Origin of the sequence: Methylobacterium terricola, assembly GCF_006151805.1 — a bacterium.
GTDB lineage: Bacteria > Pseudomonadota > Alphaproteobacteria > Rhizobiales > Beijerinckiaceae > Methylobacterium > Methylobacterium terricola.
Window position 1 is genome coordinate 149,461 of record NZ_VDDA01000012.1, and the last position, 19,814, is coordinate 169,274.

Annotated in this window: 13 protein-coding genes; 7 read left to right on the forward strand and 6 right to left on the reverse strand. The window is 71.4% G+C overall.

What is annotated here, in order from left to right; genetic code table 11:
* Window positions 1-10 precede the first annotated feature (10 nt).
* Together FF100_RS22990 and FF100_RS22995 are read left to right on the forward strand one after the other, a co-directional pair.
* Window positions 11-2,236 (forward strand): xanthine dehydrogenase family protein molybdopterin-binding subunit, encoded by a 2,226-nt coding sequence (locus tag FF100_RS22990; protein ID WP_139038084.1) that lies wholly within the window; start codon window positions 11-13, stop codon window positions 2,234-2,236.
* A 443-nt stretch (window positions 2,237-2,679) separates the two neighbouring features.
* Complete coding sequence (locus FF100_RS22995; RefSeq protein WP_246102256.1) at window positions 2,680-4,203, forward strand: acetate--CoA ligase; 1,524 nt, start codon at window positions 2,680-2,682, stop codon at window positions 4,201-4,203.
* A 6-nt stretch (window positions 4,204-4,209) separates the two neighbouring features.
* Here the strand turns inward: FF100_RS22995 and FF100_RS23000 are convergent, their stop codons facing one another.
* Window positions 4,210-4,983, reverse strand: a complete 774-nt coding sequence (locus FF100_RS23000; RefSeq protein ID WP_139038086.1) for a cyclase family protein — start codon at window positions 4,981-4,983, stop codon at window positions 4,210-4,212.
* A 90-nt stretch (window positions 4,984-5,073) separates the two neighbouring features.
* Here FF100_RS23000 and FF100_RS23005 point away from each other — a divergent pair, with 90 nt between their 5' ends.
* Window positions 5,074-5,496: a GNAT family acetyltransferase gene (locus tag FF100_RS23005; RefSeq protein WP_139038087.1), complete on the forward strand. Its 423-nt coding sequence runs from the start codon at window positions 5,074-5,076 to the stop codon at window positions 5,494-5,496.
* A gap of 76 nt (window positions 5,497-5,572) precedes the next feature.
* Here the strand turns inward: FF100_RS23005 and FF100_RS23010 are convergent, their stop codons facing one another.
* Complete coding sequence (locus FF100_RS23010) at window positions 5,573-6,823, reverse strand: deoxyguanosinetriphosphate triphosphohydrolase (RefSeq protein ID WP_139038130.1); 1,251 nt, start codon at window positions 6,821-6,823, stop codon at window positions 5,573-5,575.
* 79 nt (window positions 6,824-6,902) lie between these two features.
* On the opposite strand from FF100_RS23010, the gene FF100_RS23015 reads away from it, so the two are divergent.
* The 3 genes from FF100_RS23015 (at window position 6,903) to FF100_RS37240 (ending at window position 9,533) form a co-directional block, all read left to right on the forward strand.
* Window positions 6,903-7,229 (forward strand): HesB/IscA family protein, encoded by a 327-nt coding sequence (locus FF100_RS23015; protein WP_139038088.1) that lies wholly within the window; start codon window positions 6,903-6,905, stop codon window positions 7,227-7,229.
* 32 nt (window positions 7,230-7,261) lie between these two features.
* The gene (locus FF100_RS23020) at window positions 7,262-9,094 is read left to right on the forward strand and encodes a hypothetical protein (protein ID WP_139038089.1); all 1,833 of its coding nucleotides are present in this window, start codon (window positions 7,262-7,264) and stop codon (window positions 9,092-9,094) included.
* A gap of 268 nt (window positions 9,095-9,362) precedes the next feature.
* Entirely contained in the window at window positions 9,363-9,533 is a 171-nt protein-coding gene (locus FF100_RS37240; protein ID WP_171070297.1) for a hypothetical protein, read from the forward strand.
* Window positions 9,534-9,939: 406 nt separating this feature from the next.
* On the opposite strand, the gene FF100_RS23025 is transcribed toward FF100_RS37240, so the two are convergent.
* From FF100_RS23025 to FF100_RS23035, 3 genes are all read right to left on the reverse strand, one after another.
* Window positions 9,940-11,451 (reverse strand): undecaprenyl-phosphate glucose phosphotransferase, encoded by a 1,512-nt coding sequence (locus FF100_RS23025; RefSeq protein WP_139038090.1) that lies wholly within the window; start codon window positions 11,449-11,451, stop codon window positions 9,940-9,942.
* 142 nt (window positions 11,452-11,593) lie between these two features.
* Window positions 11,594-12,817, reverse strand: coding sequence for a glycosyltransferase family 4 protein (locus tag FF100_RS23030; RefSeq protein ID WP_139038091.1), 1,224 nt, complete (start codon window positions 12,815-12,817; stop codon window positions 11,594-11,596).
* 169 nt (window positions 12,818-12,986) lie between these two features.
* On the reverse strand, window positions 12,987-13,571 hold the full coding sequence (locus FF100_RS23035; protein WP_139038092.1) for a polysaccharide biosynthesis/export family protein: 585 nt from the start codon (window positions 13,569-13,571) through the stop codon (window positions 12,987-12,989).
* Between the two features lie 349 nt (window positions 13,572-13,920).
* Here FF100_RS23035 and FF100_RS23040 point away from each other — a divergent pair, with 349 nt between their 5' ends.
* A complete protein-coding gene (locus FF100_RS23040) occupies window positions 13,921-16,218 on the forward strand; it encodes a GumC family protein (RefSeq protein ID WP_171070301.1) in 2,298 nt (765 codons plus the stop codon).
* A 503-nt stretch (window positions 16,219-16,721) separates the two neighbouring features.
* On the opposite strand, the gene secA is transcribed toward FF100_RS23040, so the two are convergent.
* On the reverse strand, window positions 16,722-19,592 hold the full coding sequence (gene secA / locus FF100_RS23045; protein WP_139038094.1) for a preprotein translocase subunit SecA: 2,871 nt from the start codon (window positions 19,590-19,592) through the stop codon (window positions 16,722-16,724).
* Window positions 19,593-19,814: the final 222 nt, after the last annotated feature.

Here is a 19,814-nt window from a genome sequence, read left to right on the forward strand (position 1 = left end):
GAGAACAGCCATGGACATGAGCCAGCCGATCGGCGTCACGCCCCTCGACACCCAACCCAACGGCCCAGTGGGCCAGCCGATCGACCGCGTCGACGGCCCCCTCAAGGTCACGGGCCACGCCACCTACGCCTATGAGAGCCGGGAGATGACGAATCCCGGCTACGGCTTCGTCGTCACGGCGACGGTCGCCAAGGGCCGGATCAGGGACATCGACACCGCGACCGCCGAGCGGATGCCCGGCGTCGTCCACATCCTCACCCACCGCAACGTGCCGCCGCAGGGCGAGAAGAAGGAGCAGGTCGGCCCGCTGCTGGCCGATACCGAGATCAAGCATTGGGGCCAGCCGGTCGCGCTCGTCGTCGCCGAGAGCTTCGAGGAGGCCCGCGCCGCGGCGGCGGCCGTGCGCGTCGCTTACGACGAGCAGAAGGGATCTTACGTGCTGGCCGACGCGCTGGCCGAGGCGAAGAAGCCCGAGAAGGCGAAGACGCCGCCGGATTCGAGCCTCGGCGATTTCGAGGCCGGCTTCGCGGCAGCCCCCGTCAAGATCGACGCGCGCTACACCACGCCGGTGCAGACCCACGCGATGATGGAGCCGCATGCCACGATCGCGACCTGGCAGGGCGACAAGGTCACGCTGATCACCGCCAACCAGATGCCGAATCGCGGCCAGGACGCGCTGGCCTCGGTGTTCAAGCTGCCGAAGGACAACGTCCGGCTGATCAGCCGCTTCGTCGGCGGCGGCTTCGGCGGCAAGCTGCAGCCGCAGGCCGACGCGATCCTGGCGGCTTTGGCCTCGAAGAACCTGAACGGCCGGCCGGTGAAGATCGCGCTGACCCGCCAGCAGGTCTTCCACGTCACGACCCGGCGCTCGGACACGGTGCAGCGGGTCCGCCTCGGCGCCGACCGCGACGGCAAGCTGACCGCGCTTGCCCACGAATCCTGGTCCGACACGGCGCCGGGCGACAGCTTCTTCGAGACCTCGGCCAACGTCACCCGCTCGCTCTACGCGGCACCGAACCGCCTGACGGCGCATCGGCTGGCCAATCTCAACCTGCCGTTGGCCTCCTCGATGCGGGCGCCCGGCGAGGCGGTCGGCATGCTCGCCTTCGAATGCGCCATGGACGAGCTGGCCGAGGCGCTGGCCCTCGATCCGATCGAGCTGCGCATCCGCAACGAGCCGGCGCAGGACCCGGAGAAGCACGTCCCGTTCTCGACCCGCCAGCTCGTGCCCTGCCTGAAGGAAGGCGCGCGGCTGTTCGGCTGGGACAAGCGCAACGCGAAGCCCGGCGCTGTGCGGGACGGGCAGTGGATGGTCGGCACCGGCGTCTCGGCCGCGGCACGGCTCAACCCGCTCCAGCCCGCCAAGGCGCGGGTGCGCCTCGCCCCCGACGGGACGCTCACCGCCCGGATGGCGATGACGGACATCGGCACCGGCACCTACACGATCCTGAGCCAGATCGCCGCCGAGATGCTGGGCGTGAAGGTCTCCGACGTGCGGATGATCCTCGGCGACACCGCCGATCCGATGTCGTCCGGCTCCGGCGGCTCGTTCGGCGCCGCCTCGTCGGGCTCCGCGCTCTACATGGCCTGCGAGGCCCTGCGCGGGCAGCTCCTGGCGAAGACCGACCTGGAGCCGAAGAACGCGGTGTTCGCGGATGGGCGGATCACCTCGGGCAACCGCTCGGCGTCCCTGCGCGACCTGATCGGCTCCGGCCTCGAGGCCGAGGGCGAGATCAAGCCGGGCGAGAACGAGAAGAAGTTCTCGCAATATTCCTACGGCGCGCATTTCGCCGAGGTCGGCGTCGATGCCGATACCGGCGAGATCCGGCTGCGGCGCATGCTCGGCGTGTTCACCGGCGGACGCATCCTCAATCCGAAGACCGCGCGCTCGCAGGCGATCGGCGGCATGGTGTTCGGCGTCGGCGCGGCGCTGATGGAGGCGATCGAGGTCGATCCGCGCTACGGCACCTTCGTCAACCACGACCTGGCCGAGTACCACGTCCCGGTCCATGCCGACCTGCCGGAGATCGACGCGGTGTTCCTGCCCGAGCTCGACGACAAGGCGAATCCCCTGAAGAGCAAGGGACTGGGCGAGCTCGGGATCTGCGGCGCGGGGGCGGCGGTGGCGAACGCGGTCTACAACGCGACCGGGATCCGGATCCGGGACTACCCGCTGACCTTGGACAAGATTTTGGAGGGGTTCGCGGCGAAGGAGACGGGGCAGCGGCGGGCGTAGCGCCGATCATACTGACGAGTAGCCGTGCAGGAGAAACCGGCTACAACACCCTCCCCTTTCCCGGACGACTGGAGCGATAGCGGAAGGAGATCCGGGATCCAGCATAAAAAGCCGCGGAGCGTCTGCCTGTCTGCAACGGTGCACCACACAGAACCGCTTCGCGGCACGTCTTCCGCTGGATCCCGGATCTCCTTCCGCTGATGCTTCAGTCGTCCGGGAAAGGGAGTGGCTGACGTTGAGCCGTCTGCCAGTCCAGTCCGTCGGCAGGTCGCGCGGCAGCGCACACGATAGGCGAACGGGCGCATCGAAACGCCAACGCTTTTCCGGTTTCTGGTCACCCGCATATGGCCAGGATCACCGCGGGGAACCGAGTGGCCGCCATTGGCAACAGCCGCACCCCCGCGCTAGCACAGGCTTCCTCCCCGTCCCCTGGAGCCCGCGCCTTGCTCGACGACCGCCAGCCGCCGCCCCGCTTCAACGGCGCCCGCTACTGCCTGGAGGCCAATGCCCGCGCGCGCGGCGACAAGCCCGCGCTGGTCATGGTCGGCGATCACGGGCGGACGGAGGTCATGACCTTCGCCGAAGTCGATAGGGCGGTGCGGGGCGTCGCGGCGGGGCTGCGCGATCTCGGCCTGCCGCCGGGCGCCCGGGTGATGATCCGCATGGGCAACGACGCGGATTACGTCATCGCCTACTTCGCGGCCCTCGCCGCCGGTCTCGTGGCGCAACCGTCCTCGCCGCAGCTGACGGCCAGCGAGGCGGCGTTCCTGATGCAGGATTCCGACGCCGCGGTGATCGCGGCGGCCGACGACTGCCCCCTCGACCCGGAGGCCTGCCGCGGCCGGATCGTGCTGCGGCGCGACGACATCGCCCGCCTGCGGAGCGGGCCGCCGATCGAGGATTACGCCGACACGGCCGCCGACGATCCGGCGACGCTGGTCTACACCTCCGGCACCACCAGCCGGCCAAAGGGGGTGCTGCACGCCCATCGGACGATCTGGGGCCGGCGGCCGATGCACGAATTCTGGCTCGGCCTGCGCGAGGACGACGTGGTGCTCCATGCCGGCACCATGAACTGGACCTACACCCTCGGGGTCGGCATCCAGGATCCCTGGGCCCGGGGCGCCACCACGGTGCTCTATAACGGCCGGCGCGACCCGGCCCTGTGGCCGGCCCTGATCGCCCGCTACCGCGCCACCCTGTTCGCCGCGGTGCCGAGCCTCTACCGGCAGATCCTCAAATACGCCGATCCCGCCGCCCACGACCTGTCGTCCCTGCGCCACGGCATCACCGCGGGCGAGGCGCTGTCGCCGCAATTGCTCGCCGAATGGCAGGCGGCCACCGGCACGCCGCTCTACGAGGCGCTCGGGATGAGCGAGATCTCGACCTACATCTCGACGAGCCCGCTGGTGCCGATCAAGCCCGGCTCGCCGGGCAAGCCGCAGCCGGGGCGGCGGGTCGCGATCCTGCCCGTCGAGGGCCCTGCGGAGCCGTTGCCCGTGGGCGAAGTCGGGCTCCTCGCGATCCACCGCTCGGACCCGGCCCTGATGCTCGGCTACTGGCACCGGCCCGAGGAAGAGGCCGCGGTGATGCGGGGCGAGTGGTTCACCGGCGGCGACCTCGCCTCGCTCGATGCCGACGGCTACGTCTGGTTCGAGGGCCGCAACGACGACATCATGAACGCCTTCGGCTACCGGGTGTCGCCGAACGAGGTCGAGGGCGCGCTGGTCGCCCATCCCGACGTGCAGGAGGTGGCGGTGGCCGAGCTTCCCGTGCGCGACGACGTGCGGGTGATCGCCGCCTTCGTGGTGCCGAAACCCGGCACGGCACCGCAGCGGGAGGCGCTCCTTGCCTGGTGCGGCGAGCGGCTCGCCGCCTACAAGTGCCCGCGCGAGATCGTGTTCCTGGAGGCGCTGCCGCGCACGCCGAACGGCAAGGTGCAGCGCAAGCGCCTCGCCGCCGGCTGACGTGCCTCAATCCGGCAGGATCGCCACCGCCCGGGTCCATCCCGCCGAGGCGGCCTTGATCTTCACCGGGAAGCACGCGACCGTGAAGCCGGTCGCCGGCAGGGCCTCGAGGTTGGCGAGCTTCTCGATCTGGCAGTAGCCGGCCTCGGCGCCGGCCTTGTGACCTTCCCAGATCAGGCTCGCATCCCGGGTCTCGGCGTAGCGCCGGGCGGTGTGGGAGAACGGCGCGTCCCAGCTCCAGGCATCGGTGCCGACGACCCGCACGCCCTGGCCGGTCAGGTGCAGGGTCGCGGCCCGGCCCATGCCGCAGCCGGTATCGACGTAGTCGGGCTGCCCGTAGCGCGAGCCGGCGCGGGTGTTGACCAGCACGATGTCGAGGGGCTGGAGCGCGTGGCCGATGCGGGCGAGCTCGCGGTCGATCTCGTCGGGCATCACCACGTGGCCGTCGGGCAGGTGGCGGAAATCGAGCTTCACGCCGGGGCGGTAGCACCAGTCGAGGGGCACCTCGTCGATGGTGATCGCCCGGGCGCCGCCGTCCATCGTCGGGTGGTAGTGCCACGGCGCGTCGAGATGGGTGCCGTTATGGGTGGAGAGCTGCACGCTCTCGACCGCCCAGCCCTGGCCGTCCGGCAGGTCCGCGGGCGTCAGGCCCGGAAACAGCCCGGCCACCATCGCGGCCGAGGTGGCGTGATCCATGTAGGTGACCGTCGGGCGCTGGAACGGCGGATCCGCCGGAACATCGTTCTCGATCGCGATCGAGAGGTCGATCAGTCGGGGCATTCCGATGGCTCCTTCGATGGTGTAGCGGCATCCATCGCCCCGCCGGGCGGCCCTGACAAGCCGGCGGGCGCGGGACGACGAGAGGTCCGCATGACGCCGACGATCCGTGCCATCGAGGATGCCGACATACCGGCGGTGATCGCCCTGTGGCACGCCGCCGGGGTGGCGCGGCCCTGGAACGACCCCGCCACCGACATCGCCTTCGCGCGCCGGGGGCCGCACGGGACCGTGCTGGTGGCGGCGATCGAGGATCGTGTCGTCGCCAGCGCCATGGCCGGCGAGGACGGGCATCGCGGCTGGCTCTACTACGTCGCGGTCGATCCGGCGCATCAGGGCGGCGGGCTCGGACGGCTCATGGTCGAGGCGGGCGAGGCCTGGCTGGCGGCGCGCGGCGTGTGGAAGGTGCAACTGCTGGTGCGGCGGGAGAACGCGGGGGTGCTCGGGTTCTACGATCACCTGGGCTACCGCGACACGACCGCCGTGTGTCTGCAGAAGGTGATCGCGACGGAGTGATCACCCTCACCATCGCAGCCGGCAGCTCTTAAATCCTCCGGGTCATCCCGGGCGCCTCGCGCAGGCCGAATCTCCCTCACCCCTCCCCGCCCGGCCAGATCACCCAGTGCAGGTCCGGCGTCTCGGGAAACAGCCGGCGGTGCTGGCTGACCGCGTAATTGTCGGTCATGCCGGCGATGAAGTCGGCGACGCGGCGCGGGGTGCGGGGGTCGTCCGGGCCGGCGAGGCCGGCGCGCCACTCCTCGGGCATCCGGGTCGGATCGGCGCGGAAGGCCGCGAACAGGTCCTCGACGATCGAGGCGGCGCGGCGGCGCACCGCCATCACGCCGGGATGGCGGTACATCCGGGCGAACAGGAAGGTCTTGATGTCCCGGTCGGCTGCCGCGATCGCCTCCGAGAAGGCGACCACCGGCGCCGAGGCCTGGCGGATCGCGGCGGCGTCGGCCGGCCGCAAGGCGTCGAGGCGGCGCTCGGCCTCGGCGATCACGTCCTCGACGAAGCGGGTGATGACCCGTCGGGCGAGCTCGTGCACCACCCGCGAGCGCTCGAGCCCCGGATAGGTGCGCCGGATCTCGTCGAGGAGGTCGGCGAGGAACGCCACCTCCCTCAGGTCGTCGAGGGAGAAGAGGTCGGCGCGCAACCCGTCGTCGAGGTCGTGGGCGTCGTAGGCGATGTCGTCGGCGAGGGCCGCGACCTGGGCCTCCGGCCCGGCGAAGGTCGCGAGTTCGAGGTCGTTGATCGCGTTGTACTCGGTGATCGCCACCGGGATGCCGCCCTCGGCGTAGTGCGGCATCAATCCCCCGTCCGGGGTCAGGAGCGGGCCGTTATGCTTGACCAGGCCCTCCAGGGTCTCCCAGGTCAGGTTGAGCCCGTCGAAGGTGGCGTAGCGGCGCTCCAGCCGGGTCACCAGCCGCAGGGCCTGGGCGTTGTGGTCGAAGCCGCCATGCTCGCTCATGCAGGCATGCAGCGCGTCCTCGCCGGTATGGCCGAAGCAGGTGTGGCCGAGGTCGTGGGCGAGGGCCAGCGCCTCGGCCAGGTCCTCGTCGAGGCCGAGCGCGCGGGCCAGCGCCCGGGCGATCTGGCTCACCTCGAGGGTGTGGGTCAGCCGGGTGCGGTAATGGTCGCCCTCGTGATGCACGAAGACCTGGGTCTTGTGCTTGAGCCGCCGGAACGAGGCGGAATGCACGATCCGGTCGCGGTCGCGCTGGAAGTCGGTGCGGGTCGGCGAGGCCGTCTCGGGGATCAGCCGCCCGCGCGACGCGAACGGGTCGCTGCCGTAAGGGGCCCGCCAGCGCTCGCCTGTCCGTCTCACGTTCCCGCTCCCCATCCTCGTACCGCTGTTGCGGTGCACGTCCCGCATTCTTATGTTGCCATCGCACGCCGGACCCCCACCCGAGAAGCCGTCGATGACCCCGATCACCCTGACGTCCCGCGCCGCCCGCCGCATCAACGAGATCATGGGCTCCGAGCCGCCCGGCTCGATGCTGCGCATCAGCGTGAATGGCGGCGGCTGCTCCGGGTTCCAGTACGCCTTCGACATTGCGCAGGACCGCACCGCCGACGACCTCGCGGTGGAGCAGGACGGCGCCACGGTGCTGGTCGATCCGACCTCGCTGCCGTACATGGAGGGCGCGACGATCGACTTCGTCAACGACCTGATCGGCCAGTCGTTCAAGATCGAGAACCCGCAGGCCACCGCCTCCTGCGGCTGCGGCACCTCGTTCTCGCTCTGAGCCTCATCTTCTCTCTCCCGGGACGTTCCGCCATGACCCGCTCACTCACAACGGGCGTGGCCCGGGCCGCGCTCGGCGTCCTCGCCTGCGCGTCGATCGCCACCGGCCTGCCGGCGGCCGTGCCGCTCCTCGCCGGCCCGGCGCTGGCGCAAGGGGCCCCGGGACAGGACACCACCGTCACCCTCGACGGGGTGGTGCTGCCGCTCGGTCCGGTGATCCTGAAGGCGCCGAAGCTGGAGCTGCGCGGAACGTCCCTGTCGCGGGACGAGGCGCGGGCGGCTCTCGACCCGGCCGGCCCCGCCCCGTGGCGGACCCGCCTCGCCAAGCTCTCCGCCCGCGAGATCGTGATCCCGGTCCTGCGCGTCGAGCAGCCGGCGGGCGGGCGCGTCCAGGTCGCGGTCTATCACGACGTCGTCGCCCGGGACGTGACGGCGGGCCGGATCGGCACGCTGGAGGCCGGCGGCGCCACCCTGACGGTCGAGGGGCCGGGTCCCGACGCCGCCGGCGCCTATGGCCGCCTGAGCGCCCGCGAGATCGACCTCCCCGGCCTTGCGCGTCTCTTCACCGAGGCCGGCGGCCCGGATGCGGCGCCGATCCGGGTCTATGGCGGCATCACCGCCGAGGATATCGCGCTGACCGGTCCCGACGGCGCGGCCTTCCGCATCGCCCGGATCGATGCCCGCGACCTGTCGGGCCGGCCGACCACGATCCCGTGGGGCGAGACGGCGCGGGCGCTCGCGGACGGGGCCGGCCCCGGAGCCAAGGCCGAGGGGCCGGAGCGGGCGCGCATGGCGGGCCTCGCCGCCGACCTCCTCGACGCGGTCGGCCTCGGCGGGCTCGAGATCAGCGGCATCACCCTGGCGGCACCGGGCGGCGGCCCGAAGCCGAAGCCGGTCCAGGCGAGCCTCGCCCGCCTGACCTACGCACCCGATGGCGTGGTGAAGGCCGAGGGGCTGGCGGTCGAGTCTCCGGCCGGCCGCGTCGCCCTCAAGGATTTGTCCTTGTCCGGGCTGTCGCTCAAGCCGGTGCTGGAGGGCCTGCGCCGCGCCGCCGCCGGCCCGCTCGACCCGGCCGAGATGCGCCGCTACGCCCCGTCCCTCGGCACCGTCGCGGTACGGAGCCTCGATGTCGACCTGCCGGCCCAGGGCTCCGAGACAGGATCCGGACCGGACCCGCTCCAGTCCTCGGGTCCGCTGCGCTTCGCCGTGCGCAGCGGCTCCCTCACGATGAGCGAGCCGCGCGACGGCGTGCCGACCGCCTCGCGCCTCGCCCTCGACGGCTTCACCTGCGCGGTGCCGCCCGGGACCACGGCGCCGGTGCTCTCCGACCTCGCCGGCCTCGGCTACACCGCCCTCGACCTCTCCGGCCAGATCGACGCCCGCTGGGACGAGGCGAGCCGGGAGGTGACGTTTCGCGACGTGACGCTGACGGGCAAGGACATGGGCACCGCCCGGATCACCGGTACGATCGGCGGGATCGGCAAGGAGGTGTTCGACCCCGAGCCGATGGTGTCGTCCCTGGCGCTGCTCGGCGCCAGCGCCAAGTCCCTCGGCCTCACCCTGGAGAATGGCGGGCTGTTCCAGCGCTTCGTCGACCAGCAGGCCAAGGCCCAGAGCCTGAAGCCCGAGGAACTGCAGCGCGAATACGGCACCGCCGCGATGCTGGGCATCCCGGCGGTGCTCGGCGGATCACCCGCGGCCAAGGCGCTGGGACAGGCGGTGTCGCGCTTCGTGGTCAAGCCCGGCCGTCTCTCGGTCAGCGCCACCGCGAAGGATCCGGCAGGCCTCGGCCTGATGGATTTCAGCACCGCCCCGAGCCCGGGCAAGATCTTCGACCGCCTGAACGTGGACGCGACCGCCGAGTGACGGGCGGACCGCCCGCCCTCGCGACGGCGGGTTCCAGCTCCCTTCCACGTCCCCCGGGTCCGCGCGGCGCGACCCGGGGGACGTGGGAGGATGTCGAGCAGGGTGGGAGCAATCGAGCGAAGCGTTCAGGACCTGGCCGCGCCCGGGACGTCGTCCGTTGCCAGGATCACCGCCGCGCTCGCAACACGGCACGCAATCACGCTGCAATGCCGACGGCCTAAACGCCCCTCCGACGACGGTCCGACGCGGCCGAAGGGGAGGAGCGACGATGCTGAACGTCATGCGTATTCTGTGCGCGGGGATCATCCTGGTCGGCTGGAGCCACCTGTCGCCGGCCCGGCCGGCGCATATCGTGCCGATCGACCGGGCGGGCGACAGCGGGACGGCTCCCGTGCCCGAGACCACCTGCCCCCTGCGGGCGTGGCCGTATATCGGCTGAGACCGGCTCGCACGGCACGGGGGCCGTCCGGCGCACATCCTCCCACGATCACGCGCGGGATGCCGCCTCCGGTACCGGAGGGCGCGCGGCACGCCACCGCCGGAAGCCCGGGTCGCCGTCCGGACGCACCATCACGCTTCCCACCCCTTCCCCGGACGCACGAAGCGAGAGCGGAAGGAAATCCGGGAACCGGCAAGGAACTCGCGACGCCTCCGCAACATCGCACAGGCAGAGCCGCTTCGCGGCGAGCCGGACGACGGGATCCCGGATCTCCTGCCGCTGCGCGTCGGCCTCGGGGAAAGCGGGGGCGGCTGACGCCGCCGCCGGGGACGAGGGTTGATGCCGTCCCGGTCCCAGGGTCGAGGAGGGACGAGGCGCCCCCTCCTCCACACACACACCTTCTGTCCTAATACGCGTTCTCGGTCTTGAACAAGGCCAGCGGGGTCATCGCCAGGATCTGCAGGTCGAAGAACACCGACCAGTTCTCGATATAGTACAGGTCGTGCTCGACGCGGCGCTGGATCTTCTCGTTGGTGTCGGTCTCGCCGCGCCAGCCGTTGATCTGGGCCCAGCCGGTGATGCCGGGCTTGACCTTGTGGCGGGCGAAATAGCCATCGACGACCTGATCGTAGAGGGTGTTGGCGGCCTTGGCCTGGAGGGCGTGCGGGCGCGGCCCGACGAGCGAGAGGTTGCCCTTCACGACGTTGATCAGCTGGGGCAGCTCGTCGAGCGAGCTCTTGCGGATGAAGCGCCCGACCGGGGTCACCCGCGGATCGCCCTTGGTGACGACCTTGGCGGCGGCGTAATCGCACTGGTCGGTATACATCGACCGGAACTTGTAGACGTCGATGACCTCGTTGTTGAAGCCATGGCGCTTCTGGCGGAAGAAGACCGGGCCCGGCGAGGTCAGCTTCACGGCGAGGCCGACGGCCAGCAGCACCGGCGAGAGCAGGACCAGCAGCACAGCGCCAACCACGCGGTCGAACACGCCCTTCACCACCACGTCCCAATCGGCGATCGGCCGGTCGAACACGTCGAGCACCGGCACCGAGCCGAGATAGGAGTAGCTGCGCGGGCGCAGGCGCAGCTTCGAGGCGTGGGCCGAGAGGCGGATATCGACCGGCAGCACCCAGAGCTTGGCCAGCATCTGCAGGATGCGCGCCTCGGCCGAGATCGGCAGCGTGAACACGATCAGGTCGACCTTGGTGCGCCGGGCGAAGGTGACGAGGTCGCTGACGGTGCCGAGCTTCGGGTAGCCCGCGACCACGTCGGCCGAGCGGCCGTCGTTGCGGTCGTCGAACAGGCCGACGACCTTGAGGCCGGAATCGCTCTGCGCCTCGATCGCCCGGATCAGCGCCTCGGCCGGCTCGCCGCCGCCCACGACGGCGACGCGCCGGTCGAAGCGGCCGCGGCGCATCTGCGCGCTCACCACCAGCGACAGCACCAGGCGCTCGACGATCAGCAGGGCGAGGCCGCTGCCGAAGACGCTCACCAGCCACAGCCGCGAGTAGTTGTCGCCGAGCTTGGCGAGGAACAGGGTGGTGGCGGCCAGCAGCATCACCAGCGACCAGCCGAGCACGACCCGGGCGCCGACGCTGAAGAAGGCCCGGAACGCCCGGATGCCGTAAGCGCCGAGCGCCTGAAGCACCAGCACGTTGAGGGCGGCGAGGCCGAGGATCGCCGCGACGTAGCCGAGATGCAGCGGCACCACGCCGGCAAGCAGCCACAGCTGCGCGCACAGGCCGGCGAGCGCGACGAGGCCGAACTCGACCGCCCGGACGCAGCCGGTGAACACCACCGGCGAGACGGCGGGGTCGGGCCTCACCGCCGCCACCGTCTCGGCCGGCGGCACGGCTTCGCGGCCCTGGGGGTCAGCCGCCACGGTCTTCAGGATGTCGCGGACGTCGAACGCACTCATGACACGGCTTCCGGTCTCGGTTCGCGGCGGGCGCCGCGTCGGTCGAGGGTGGGGTCGCGAGCCTGCCCGGGAGCTCTGAGGGAAGGCTTAAGGCGACCCCGACAGGATTGTGGAAAATGGACGGCAATCGGTCGCCCCGGGGTCACCCGGGGTCTCGCGCAGGGGAGCGGCTCGCCCGCGCGGCGGCGTAGCCGGCGAGCCCGTCCTCGGCCATCCGGGTCATCGAGAAGCGGCAGCGGACGAAGGCGCTGAGCGCTGCCGCCTCGCCGCGACGCTCGGCCGGGTCCTGGTCGACCTTGCGCAGGATCGCGGCGGCGAGCGCCGCGGCGTCGCTCGGCGGGACCAGGGCGGGAGCGGCGGGCCCGAAGATCTCCGGGATGCCGCCGACATCGGTCGAGACCAGGGGCTGGGCGCCCGCCGCCGCCTCGAGGATCACGTAGGGCAGCGACTCGGCGAGGGAGGGCACGACCATCACGGTGGCGCGGCTCAGGGCGGCGCGGATCGGCTGGGGCGGCTCGAACTGCACCTCCCCCGTCAGGCCGAGGGAGGCGACGCGCCCGCGCAGGGCGGCCTCGTCCGGCCCCGAGCCGACCACCAGCAGGGTCAATCGCCGCCCGTGCTCCTGGCGCAGGCGCGCCAGCGCCTCGAACAGCACCGGCACGCCCTTCGCCTCGCGCAATTCGCCGATATAGACGAGGTCGAGCGGGTCCGCGGCCGGGATGATCGGGGCGAATTCCTCCGCGCCGATGCCGTTATGGACCACCCGCACCAGCCGGTCGGTCGGGCCGACATAGGCGCGGTAGCGCCCGGCGATGTAGCCGCTCTCGAACAGGAACACGTCGGTGCGGCGGGTGAGCAGGCCCTCCGCCCGCATGTAGAGGCGGTGCAGCGGCGTCCCGGGACGGTAGTTGAAGCTGCCGCCATGCGGCGTGTAGGCCCGGACCGGACGGGCCCGGCTGCCCGTCGGCACCAGCCGGGCGAACAGGCCGCCCTTTGAGCCGTGCCCGTGCAGCACGGTGGGCCCTAAGCGCCGCACCACGCCGGACAGGGCCGTGAGTGCGGCGAGGTCGCTCGGATGCGGGTTGCGGCGCATTGGCAGCCGGGTGACGCCGAGGGACAGAAGCGGCGCCAGCTCGGCGAGCGCCGCGTCCGCCCGGGCACCGCCGGTGCTGGCGTCGCAGAACAGCCCGACGGCGTGGCCCGCCATCGCCTGCAGCCGCGCGACGTCGACGACGTGGCGGAACAGGCCGCCGACGGGCGCACGGAAGACGTGCAGGATCCGCTCCCGCGGGGCGCCGGCCCCCTGGGGCGCGGCGGCGTCCGACGGCGCGGGGTCTGCGGCGAGGCGGAGCTGGGAGGCGGCCACGGCATTGTCCTCAAGACGGATGGACGGCGCCGCGTCGTGCGGCCGCCTCCATCTCGCCTCAGGGCCGTGGCCGGGAGGTTAAGGGCGAGGACCGAAGTCCAGTCCGGACCACGATCGCTGATCGCGTGGTTAACTGTCGGTCAGCGCAAGTCGAGGAACGGCGCCGGTCTCAGAACCAGCGTTCCTTGACGACGATCGTGTCGCCGGGGCGGACCGGATAGGTCATCGGCACGATGCCGGAGACGAGGCCGGTCGGTCCCTCGCGGGTGAGCACGGCGTAGTCGCGGGCGGCGCGGGGGCCGAAGCCGGCGGCGATCGCCACCGCGGTCTCGACGGTCATGCCGCTGACATAGGGGTACTGGCCCGAGGTCGTGACCTCGCCCAGGATGAAGAACGGCCGGTAGACGTCGACCTCGACCGTGACGTGGGGCTCGCGGACGAATCCCTCGCGCAGGCGCGCCTCGATGGCGCGGGCCGCCTGGGCGGTGGTGCCGCCCGCGACCTTGACCGGGCCGATCAGCGGCAGGGCGATGCGCCCGGCCCCGTCCACGGCGTAAATGTTCGACAGGTTGTCCTGTCCGAACACGATCACCCGCAGCTTGTCGCCGGCGGCGAGCGAGTAGGCGGCGCCGACCGAGCCGGTGCCGGTCTCGTCGAGGAGGGCTGTGCGGTATTCCGGCCGCAGGCAGCCTCCGAGGGCGACGGTCGTCGCCACGGTCGTCGCCATGCCTGTGAGGAGGGCGCGTCGGTTCATCGCTTCCGGCCAGTCCAGATTGTCGCGGTGGGGTGTGATCCCCAGGTTGTCCCCAGGTCTAGGGCGCCATGGTTAAGGAATTCTGACCCATCGTCGCCCGTCCTGACCCGGTGCGTCAGTCACGGCGAGGCCTTAACCCAGCCGCAACCTTAATCGGATGTTCTCTGGGCAAGGTCCCTTCCGGACCTCCGTTCCGCCTCCCGACCGACGGTCTCCCATGCCCCGCGTCTTTCCCTTCGCCGAGCGGTCGCATGCCCGCCTGCCCGACCGCCTCGCCGGCAAGGGCCGCAAGGGCCCCAAAGAAGCCAAGGTCGCCCGCGCCGCCCGATCCGATGCGGCTCCGGAGCGGATGTCCGAGGACGGCCTGAGCCTCGGTGATGTCGGCCGCCTGCTGCGCCGGCGCTGGCCCGTCATCCTGCTGCCGACGCTCGCGGCCTTCGGGCTCTCGGTCGCCTTCGTGCAGGTGGTGACCCCGCGCTACACCGCCGAGTCCAAGATCCTGCTGGAGAGCCGCGACAGCGCCCTGACGCGCCTGCAGCAGGATCGCGGCGAGCTGCCGCTGCCGATCGACGAGCAGGCGGTGGCGAGCCAGGTCCAGGTGGTGATGTCGCGCGACCTCGCCCGCGAGGCCATCAAGCGGCTCGGCCTCGTCGGCAATCCCGAATTCGACCCCTTGGTCCAGGGCGTCGGCGGGCTCCAGCAGGTGCTGGTGATGCTCGGCCTCGCCCAGAATCCCCTCGACCGCGAGCCGGTCGACCGGGTGCTGGAGAAGTACTACGAGCGGCTGCTGGTCTACCCCGCCGGCAAGTCGCGCATCCTGACGGTCGAGTTCCGCTCGAAGGATCCGGAACTCGCGGCGAAGGCCGCCAACCTGATCTCCGACCTTTACCTCTCGTCGCTCGCCGCCGCGAAGGTCGACACCGCCCGCTACGCCTCGACCTGGCTCGGCTCCAACATCGAGGGCCTGCGCAGCCGGGTCTCGGAGGCCGAGGCGAAGGTCGAGGCGTTCCGGGCCCGCAACGGGCTGATCGGCAGCGGCGGCACGACGAACCAGCCGCTCGCCGCCCAGCAGCTCGCCGAGCTCTCGACCCAGCTGACCCAGGCCCGCGCCGCCCAGGCCGATGCCGGCGCCAAGGCCAAGCTGATCCGCGAGATGCTGCGGGACGGCCGCGGCTTCGAGATCCCCGACGTCGCCAACAACGAGCTGATCCGGCGCCTGGTCGAGCAGCGCATCGGCTTGCGGGCCCAGCTCGCCCTCGAGGCCCGTACGCTGCTGCCGCAGCACCCCCGCATGAAGGAGCTGAGCGCCCAGCTCGAAGGCCTGGAGACGCAGATCCGCGCCGCCGCCGACCGCGCGGTGCGCACGCTGGAGAACGATGCCCGCATCGCCGGCAGCCGGGTCGAGAGCCTGCAGGCGGCGGTGGATGCCCAGCGGACGATCGTCGCCAAGGCCAATGGCGACGAGGTCGAGCTGCGGGCGCTGGAGCGCGAGGCGAAGGCCCAGCGCGAGCAGCTCGAATCCTATCTCGGCCGGTTCCGCGAGGCGGCGGCCCGGGACGCGGCGAGCGCCGCGCCGGCCGATGCCCGCGTGGTCTCCCGCGCGGTGGTGCCCGACCTGCCCTCCTTCCCCAAGAAGCTGCCGATCGTCCTGTTCGCGACGGTCATCGCCTTCCTGTTCGCGATCGGCGCCGTGGTGGCGAAGGCGCTGCTCGCCGGCGATCCGCCCGGCCGCGGCCGCGGCCGCCCACCCGTGCGCCGGCCGGAGATCGAGCCGGTCATGATCGCCCCCGTCGTGCCGGAACCCGCCGCACCGCCCCCCCTGCCGGCAGCGGCCTCCGCCACCGCCCCGGCCGAGCCCGCGGTGGCGGCAGTCGCCGCCGCGCCCGCGCCGCTTCCTGCCGCCGGGCCGATCCATCCCGAGCCCGCCGTCGCGCCGGTCCATTCCGAGCCGGTCTCGCCCGCGCCGGTCTCGCCCGCGCCGGCCTTGACGGGACCGGTCCCGGCCGAGCCGGCCCTCCCCGTCGCGGCCGATCCCGTGCCGGCCGCCTCCCGCTACGACCTCGACGTGCTGGTGGCGCGGCTCGATGCGGTCGAGACCGCAGGGGGCGGCCGTCGGGTCATGCTGATCGGCACCGGCGACGCGACGGACCTCGACGGCCTCGCCCGCAGCCTCGGCCGCGCCGCCGCCCTCCACGGCCGCGCCCTGATGGTGCGCCTCGACGGCCCGCAGGGCTCGCATCCCGGCCTGACCGACCTCGTCGCCGGCAATGCCGACTTCACCATCGCGATCCAGGCCGATGCCGGCCGGCGCCTGAACCTGATCGACCGCGGCCGCGGCGCGACCGCGACGCTGATCGCCGGGGGCGACGCCCTCGGGCTGACCTTCGACGCCCTCGGCGAAGCCTATGACTGGGTGATCACCTGCCTCGGCGACGGCTTCGATGCCGGGACCTGGCCGCTGGTCGGCGCGCTCTCGGCCTGGATGGACGCAGTCGTGATCGCCTCGAACGCCGAAGCCGACGACCCGCGCCTCGTCGGCCTGTTCGACACCGCCGAGGCCGCCGGCGTACCGGAGGTCATCGTGGCCCAGGACCGGGCCGCGGCGGATGTCGCGATGCCGTCCTACCCGCTGCGCCGGACGGCGTGAGGGGGGAGCGCGTGCCGCCCCCGACGGCGTCGGGGCGGTGCGATGGTTGCGGAATGAGTGAGACCGCCGCGCCGTCGAACGGATCCGTTCGACGGCGCAAGGCAAGCCCGAACGGGCGTCGTCGCCGATGCGCTGGACGCCTTGGCATCCACCTGTCGATGCCAAGGCGCGAGGGGATGAGGGGAGGCTGCGGCCTCCCTTTCGTCGTTGTGGGGGAGAGCCGGGAGCCGGCTCGTGCGCCCGACGGCGCTGACGCCCTCAGCGGCAACCCGGGATCCATCGCCGCGGGCGGCTCAGGGGTAGAGCAGGACGCATCCCGCCGGATTCTGCATCCTCAGCGGTGATGGATCCCGGGCCCTCGACTTCGTCGAATCCCGGGACGACGCGAGGGTGTCAGATCGCCCAGGGCCAATCCCGCAGGTCTGCGGGGTGTGATCCGGCTCGCTCCATCCGGGCGCAGGATCCCTGCGCCCGGGCTCCGTGCCGATTGCAGGACCGTTCGCCTACACGTCCGCCGCGAACCGCCCGTGGCAGTGCTTGTACTTCTTGCCCGAGCCGCAGGGGCAGGGCTCGTTGCGGCCGACCCGGCCCCAGGTCGCGGCGTCCTCGGGGTTGCGCTCCAGCACCGGGGCGTCGGGGTTGAGCGCCTGGCCGGCGAACTCGTAGGCGCCCCCTCCCCCGCCGGCCGCGCCCTCCGCGAAGGCGAACTCGTTCTCGCCGGTGACGGGGTCGAGGTGCTGGGCGAACATCGGCGGCAGGCCCTGCGGCTCCGGCTCCTGGTACATGATCTCGACCCGCATCAGCTGGCCGGTGACCTGCTCGCGCAACGATCCGACGAGGCTGTTGAACAGGTCGAACGCCTCGGACTTGTACTCGTTGAGCGGATCGCGCTGGGCGATGCCGCGCCAGCCGATCACCTGGCGCAGGTGGTCGAGGGTGACGAGGTGCTCGCGCCAGAGATGGTCGAGGCTCTGGAGCAGCACCTGCTTCTCGACATAGGCCATGACCTCGGGGGTGTTGCGGGCGGTGCGCTCGGCATAGGCCTCGTCGGCGGCCTTGCGCAGGCGCTCGCGGATCTCCTCGTCGGCGATGCCCTCTTCCTTGGCCCAATCCTCGACCGGCACGTCGAGGTTGAGGTCGCGGGTGACGCTCTCGCGCAGGCCGGCAATGTCCCACTGCTCCGGATAGGCGTCCTCCGGCACGTGGCGCGCCACCACGTCGTCGATCACGCCCTGGCGCATCTCGTCGACGGTGTCGCGCACGCTGTCCTGCGCCATGAACTCGCGGCGCTGCTCGAACACGACCTTGCGCTGGTCGTTCATGACGTTGTCGTACTTGAGCACGTTCTTGCGCATGTCGAAGTTGCGCGCTTCGACCTTCTGCTGCGCCTTGGCGATCGCCTTGTTGATCCAGGGATGGATGATCGCCTCGCCTTCCTCGAGCCCGAGGCGCTGGAGCATGCCGTCCATGCGGTCGGAGCCGAAGATCCGCATCAGGTCGTCCTGAAGCGAGAGGTAGAACTTCGAGCGGCCGGGATCGCCCTGGCGACCGGAGCGGCCGCGGAGCTGGTTGTCGATGCGCCGGCTCTCGTTGCGCTCGGTGCCGACGATGTAGAGGCCGCCGGGCAGGGCCGCCTTGCGGCCGGCGGCCGGGTCGGCGGGCTCGCCCGAGGCCAGGACCTTGGCGCGGTTCTGCTCGATCTCGGCCTTCAGCGTCGCGATGCGGGCGTCGCGCTCCGGGCCCTCGGGGACGTTGGCGAGCTCCTGCTCGATGCGCATGTCGAGGTTGCCGCCGAGCTTGATGTCGGTACCGCGGCCGGCCATGTTGGTGGCGATGGTGATCGCGCCGGGCACGCCCGCCTCGGCGACGATGTAGGCCTCCTGCTCGTGGAAGCGGGCGTTCAGCACCGCGAAGCGCTTGGTCACCCGGCCCTCGCGGGCCGCCGCGTAGACGTCCTCCAGCGCCGACGGGTCGCTGTAGTCGAGCGGCTTGTAGCCGTGCTGGACCAGCAGGCTCGCCAGATGCTCCGAGCGCTCGATCGACCCGGTGCCGACCAGCACCGGCTGGAGGCGGGAATGCGCCCGGTCGATCTCCTTGATGATCGCGGCGTATTTCTCGTCGACGGTGCGGTAGACCTCGTCGTCCTCGTCGACGCGCTCGACCTCCTTGTTGGTCGGGATCTCGACCACTTCGAGGTTGTAGATCTCCTGGAACTCGTCGGCCTCGGTCGAGGCGGTGCCGGTCATGCCGGCGAGGTGCTTGTAGAGCCGGAAGTAGTTCTGGAAGGTGATCGACGCGAGCGTCTGGTTCTCGGGCTGGATCTCGACCCGCTCCTTGGCCTCGAGCGCCTGGTGCAGCCCCTCCGAGTAGCGCCGGCCGGGCATCATGCGGCCGGTGAACTCGTCGATGATCACCACCTCGTCGTTGCGGACGATGTAGTCCTTGTCGCGGGTGAACAGGGTATGGGCGCGCAGCGCCTGGTTGACGTGGTGGACCAGGGTGACGTTGTGAGCGTCGTAGAGGTCGCCGTCCTTGAGGATGCCGGCCTCGCGCAGCAATTCCTCGATGTGCTCGTTGCCGGCCTCGGTCAGCGAGACGGTGCGCTGCTTCTCGTCGAGGTCGTAATCCTCGCGCACCAGGCGCGGCATCACCGCGTCGATCGAAACGTAGAGATCGGAGCGGTCGTCGATCGGGCCCGAGATGATCAGCGGCGTGCGCGCCTCGTCGATCAGGATCGAATCGACCTCGTCGACGATCGCGAAATTGTGCCCGCGCTGGACCATCTGGCCCAGCTCGTACTTCATGTTGTCGCGAAGATAATCGAACCCGTACTCGTTGTTGGTGCCGTAGGTGATGTCGCAGGCATAGGCCGCCTTGCGCTCGACGTCGTCGAGGCCGTGGACGATGATGCCGGTCGTCAGGCCGAGGAAGCGGTAGACCCGGCCCATCCACTCGGCGTCGCGGCGCGCGAGGTAGTCGTTGACCGTGACGACGTGGACGCCCTTGCCCGAGAGCGCGTTGAGGTAGGTGGCGAGCGTCGCCACCAGGGTCTTGCCCTCGCCGGTCTTCATCTCGGCGATGCCGCTCTCGTGCAGCACCATGCCGCCGATCATCTGCACGTCGAAGTGGCGCTGGCCGAGCACGCGCTTGGCGGCCTCACGCACGGTGGCGAAGGCCGGGACCAGGATGTCGTCGAGGGTCTTGCCGGCGGCGAGCTCGGCCTTGAGGGTGTCGGTGCGGGCGCGCAAGGCCTCGTCGGACAGGGCCGCCAGCTCGGGCTCGAGGGCGTTGATGGCCTGGACGCGGGGTCGGTATCCCTTCACCCGGCGGTCGTTGGACGACCCGAAGATCTTCTTGGCAAGGGAACCCAGCATCGTGAACCTGCGATCGATCGTAACGGTAGTGGCGCGCGCCGCGGGCGCCTTATAGGCCCATATAGGGAGCCGTGCACCCAAAAGGCAGCGGGCGCGCGGGCACAACCGTGGCCGTGCTGCGAAAGACGGGGGGCGGGAGCGCCGTCAGCCGCTTGATTCCCGCTCCGGCACCGCCCTAGCTGCCGTGCTGCCATCAGCGAAACGAGACCAGGGATGCGGCCG

Bases quoted from the DNA above. Each gene is read 5' to 3' on its own strand.
- FF100_RS23000 (WP_139038086.1), bottom strand. From the start codon at position 4,983: ATGCCCCGACTGATCGACCTCTCGATCGCGATCGAGAACGATGTTCCG.
- FF100_RS23035 (WP_139038092.1), bottom strand. From the start codon at position 13,571: ATGAACCGACGCGCCCTCCTCACAGGCATGGCGACGACCGTGGCGACG.
- FF100_RS23010 (WP_139038130.1), bottom strand. From the start codon at position 6,823: ATGGGGAGCGGGAACGTGAGACGGACAGGCGAGCGCTGGCGGGCCCCT.
- FF100_RS23015 (WP_139038088.1), top strand. From the start codon at position 6,903: ATGACCCCGATCACCCTGACGTCCCGCGCCGCCCGCCGCATCAACGAG.
- FF100_RS23020 (WP_139038089.1), top strand. From the start codon at position 7,262: ATGACCCGCTCACTCACAACGGGCGTGGCCCGGGCCGCGCTCGGCGTC.
- FF100_RS23025 (WP_139038090.1), bottom strand. From the start codon at position 11,451: ATGAGTGCGTTCGACGTCCGCGACATCCTGAAGACCGTGGCGGCTGAC.
- FF100_RS22990 (WP_139038084.1), top strand. From the start codon at position 11: ATGGACATGAGCCAGCCGATCGGCGTCACGCCCCTCGACACCCAACCC.
- secA (WP_139038094.1), bottom strand. From the start codon at position 19,592: ATGCTGGGTTCCCTTGCCAAGAAGATCTTCGGGTCGTCCAACGACCGC.
- FF100_RS37240 (WP_171070297.1), top strand. From the start codon at position 9,363: ATGCTGAACGTCATGCGTATTCTGTGCGCGGGGATCATCCTGGTCGGC.
- FF100_RS23040 (WP_171070301.1), top strand. From the start codon at position 13,921: ATGTCCGAGGACGGCCTGAGCCTCGGTGATGTCGGCCGCCTGCTGCGC.
- FF100_RS23005 (WP_139038087.1), top strand. From the start codon at position 5,074: ATGACGCCGACGATCCGTGCCATCGAGGATGCCGACATACCGGCGGTG.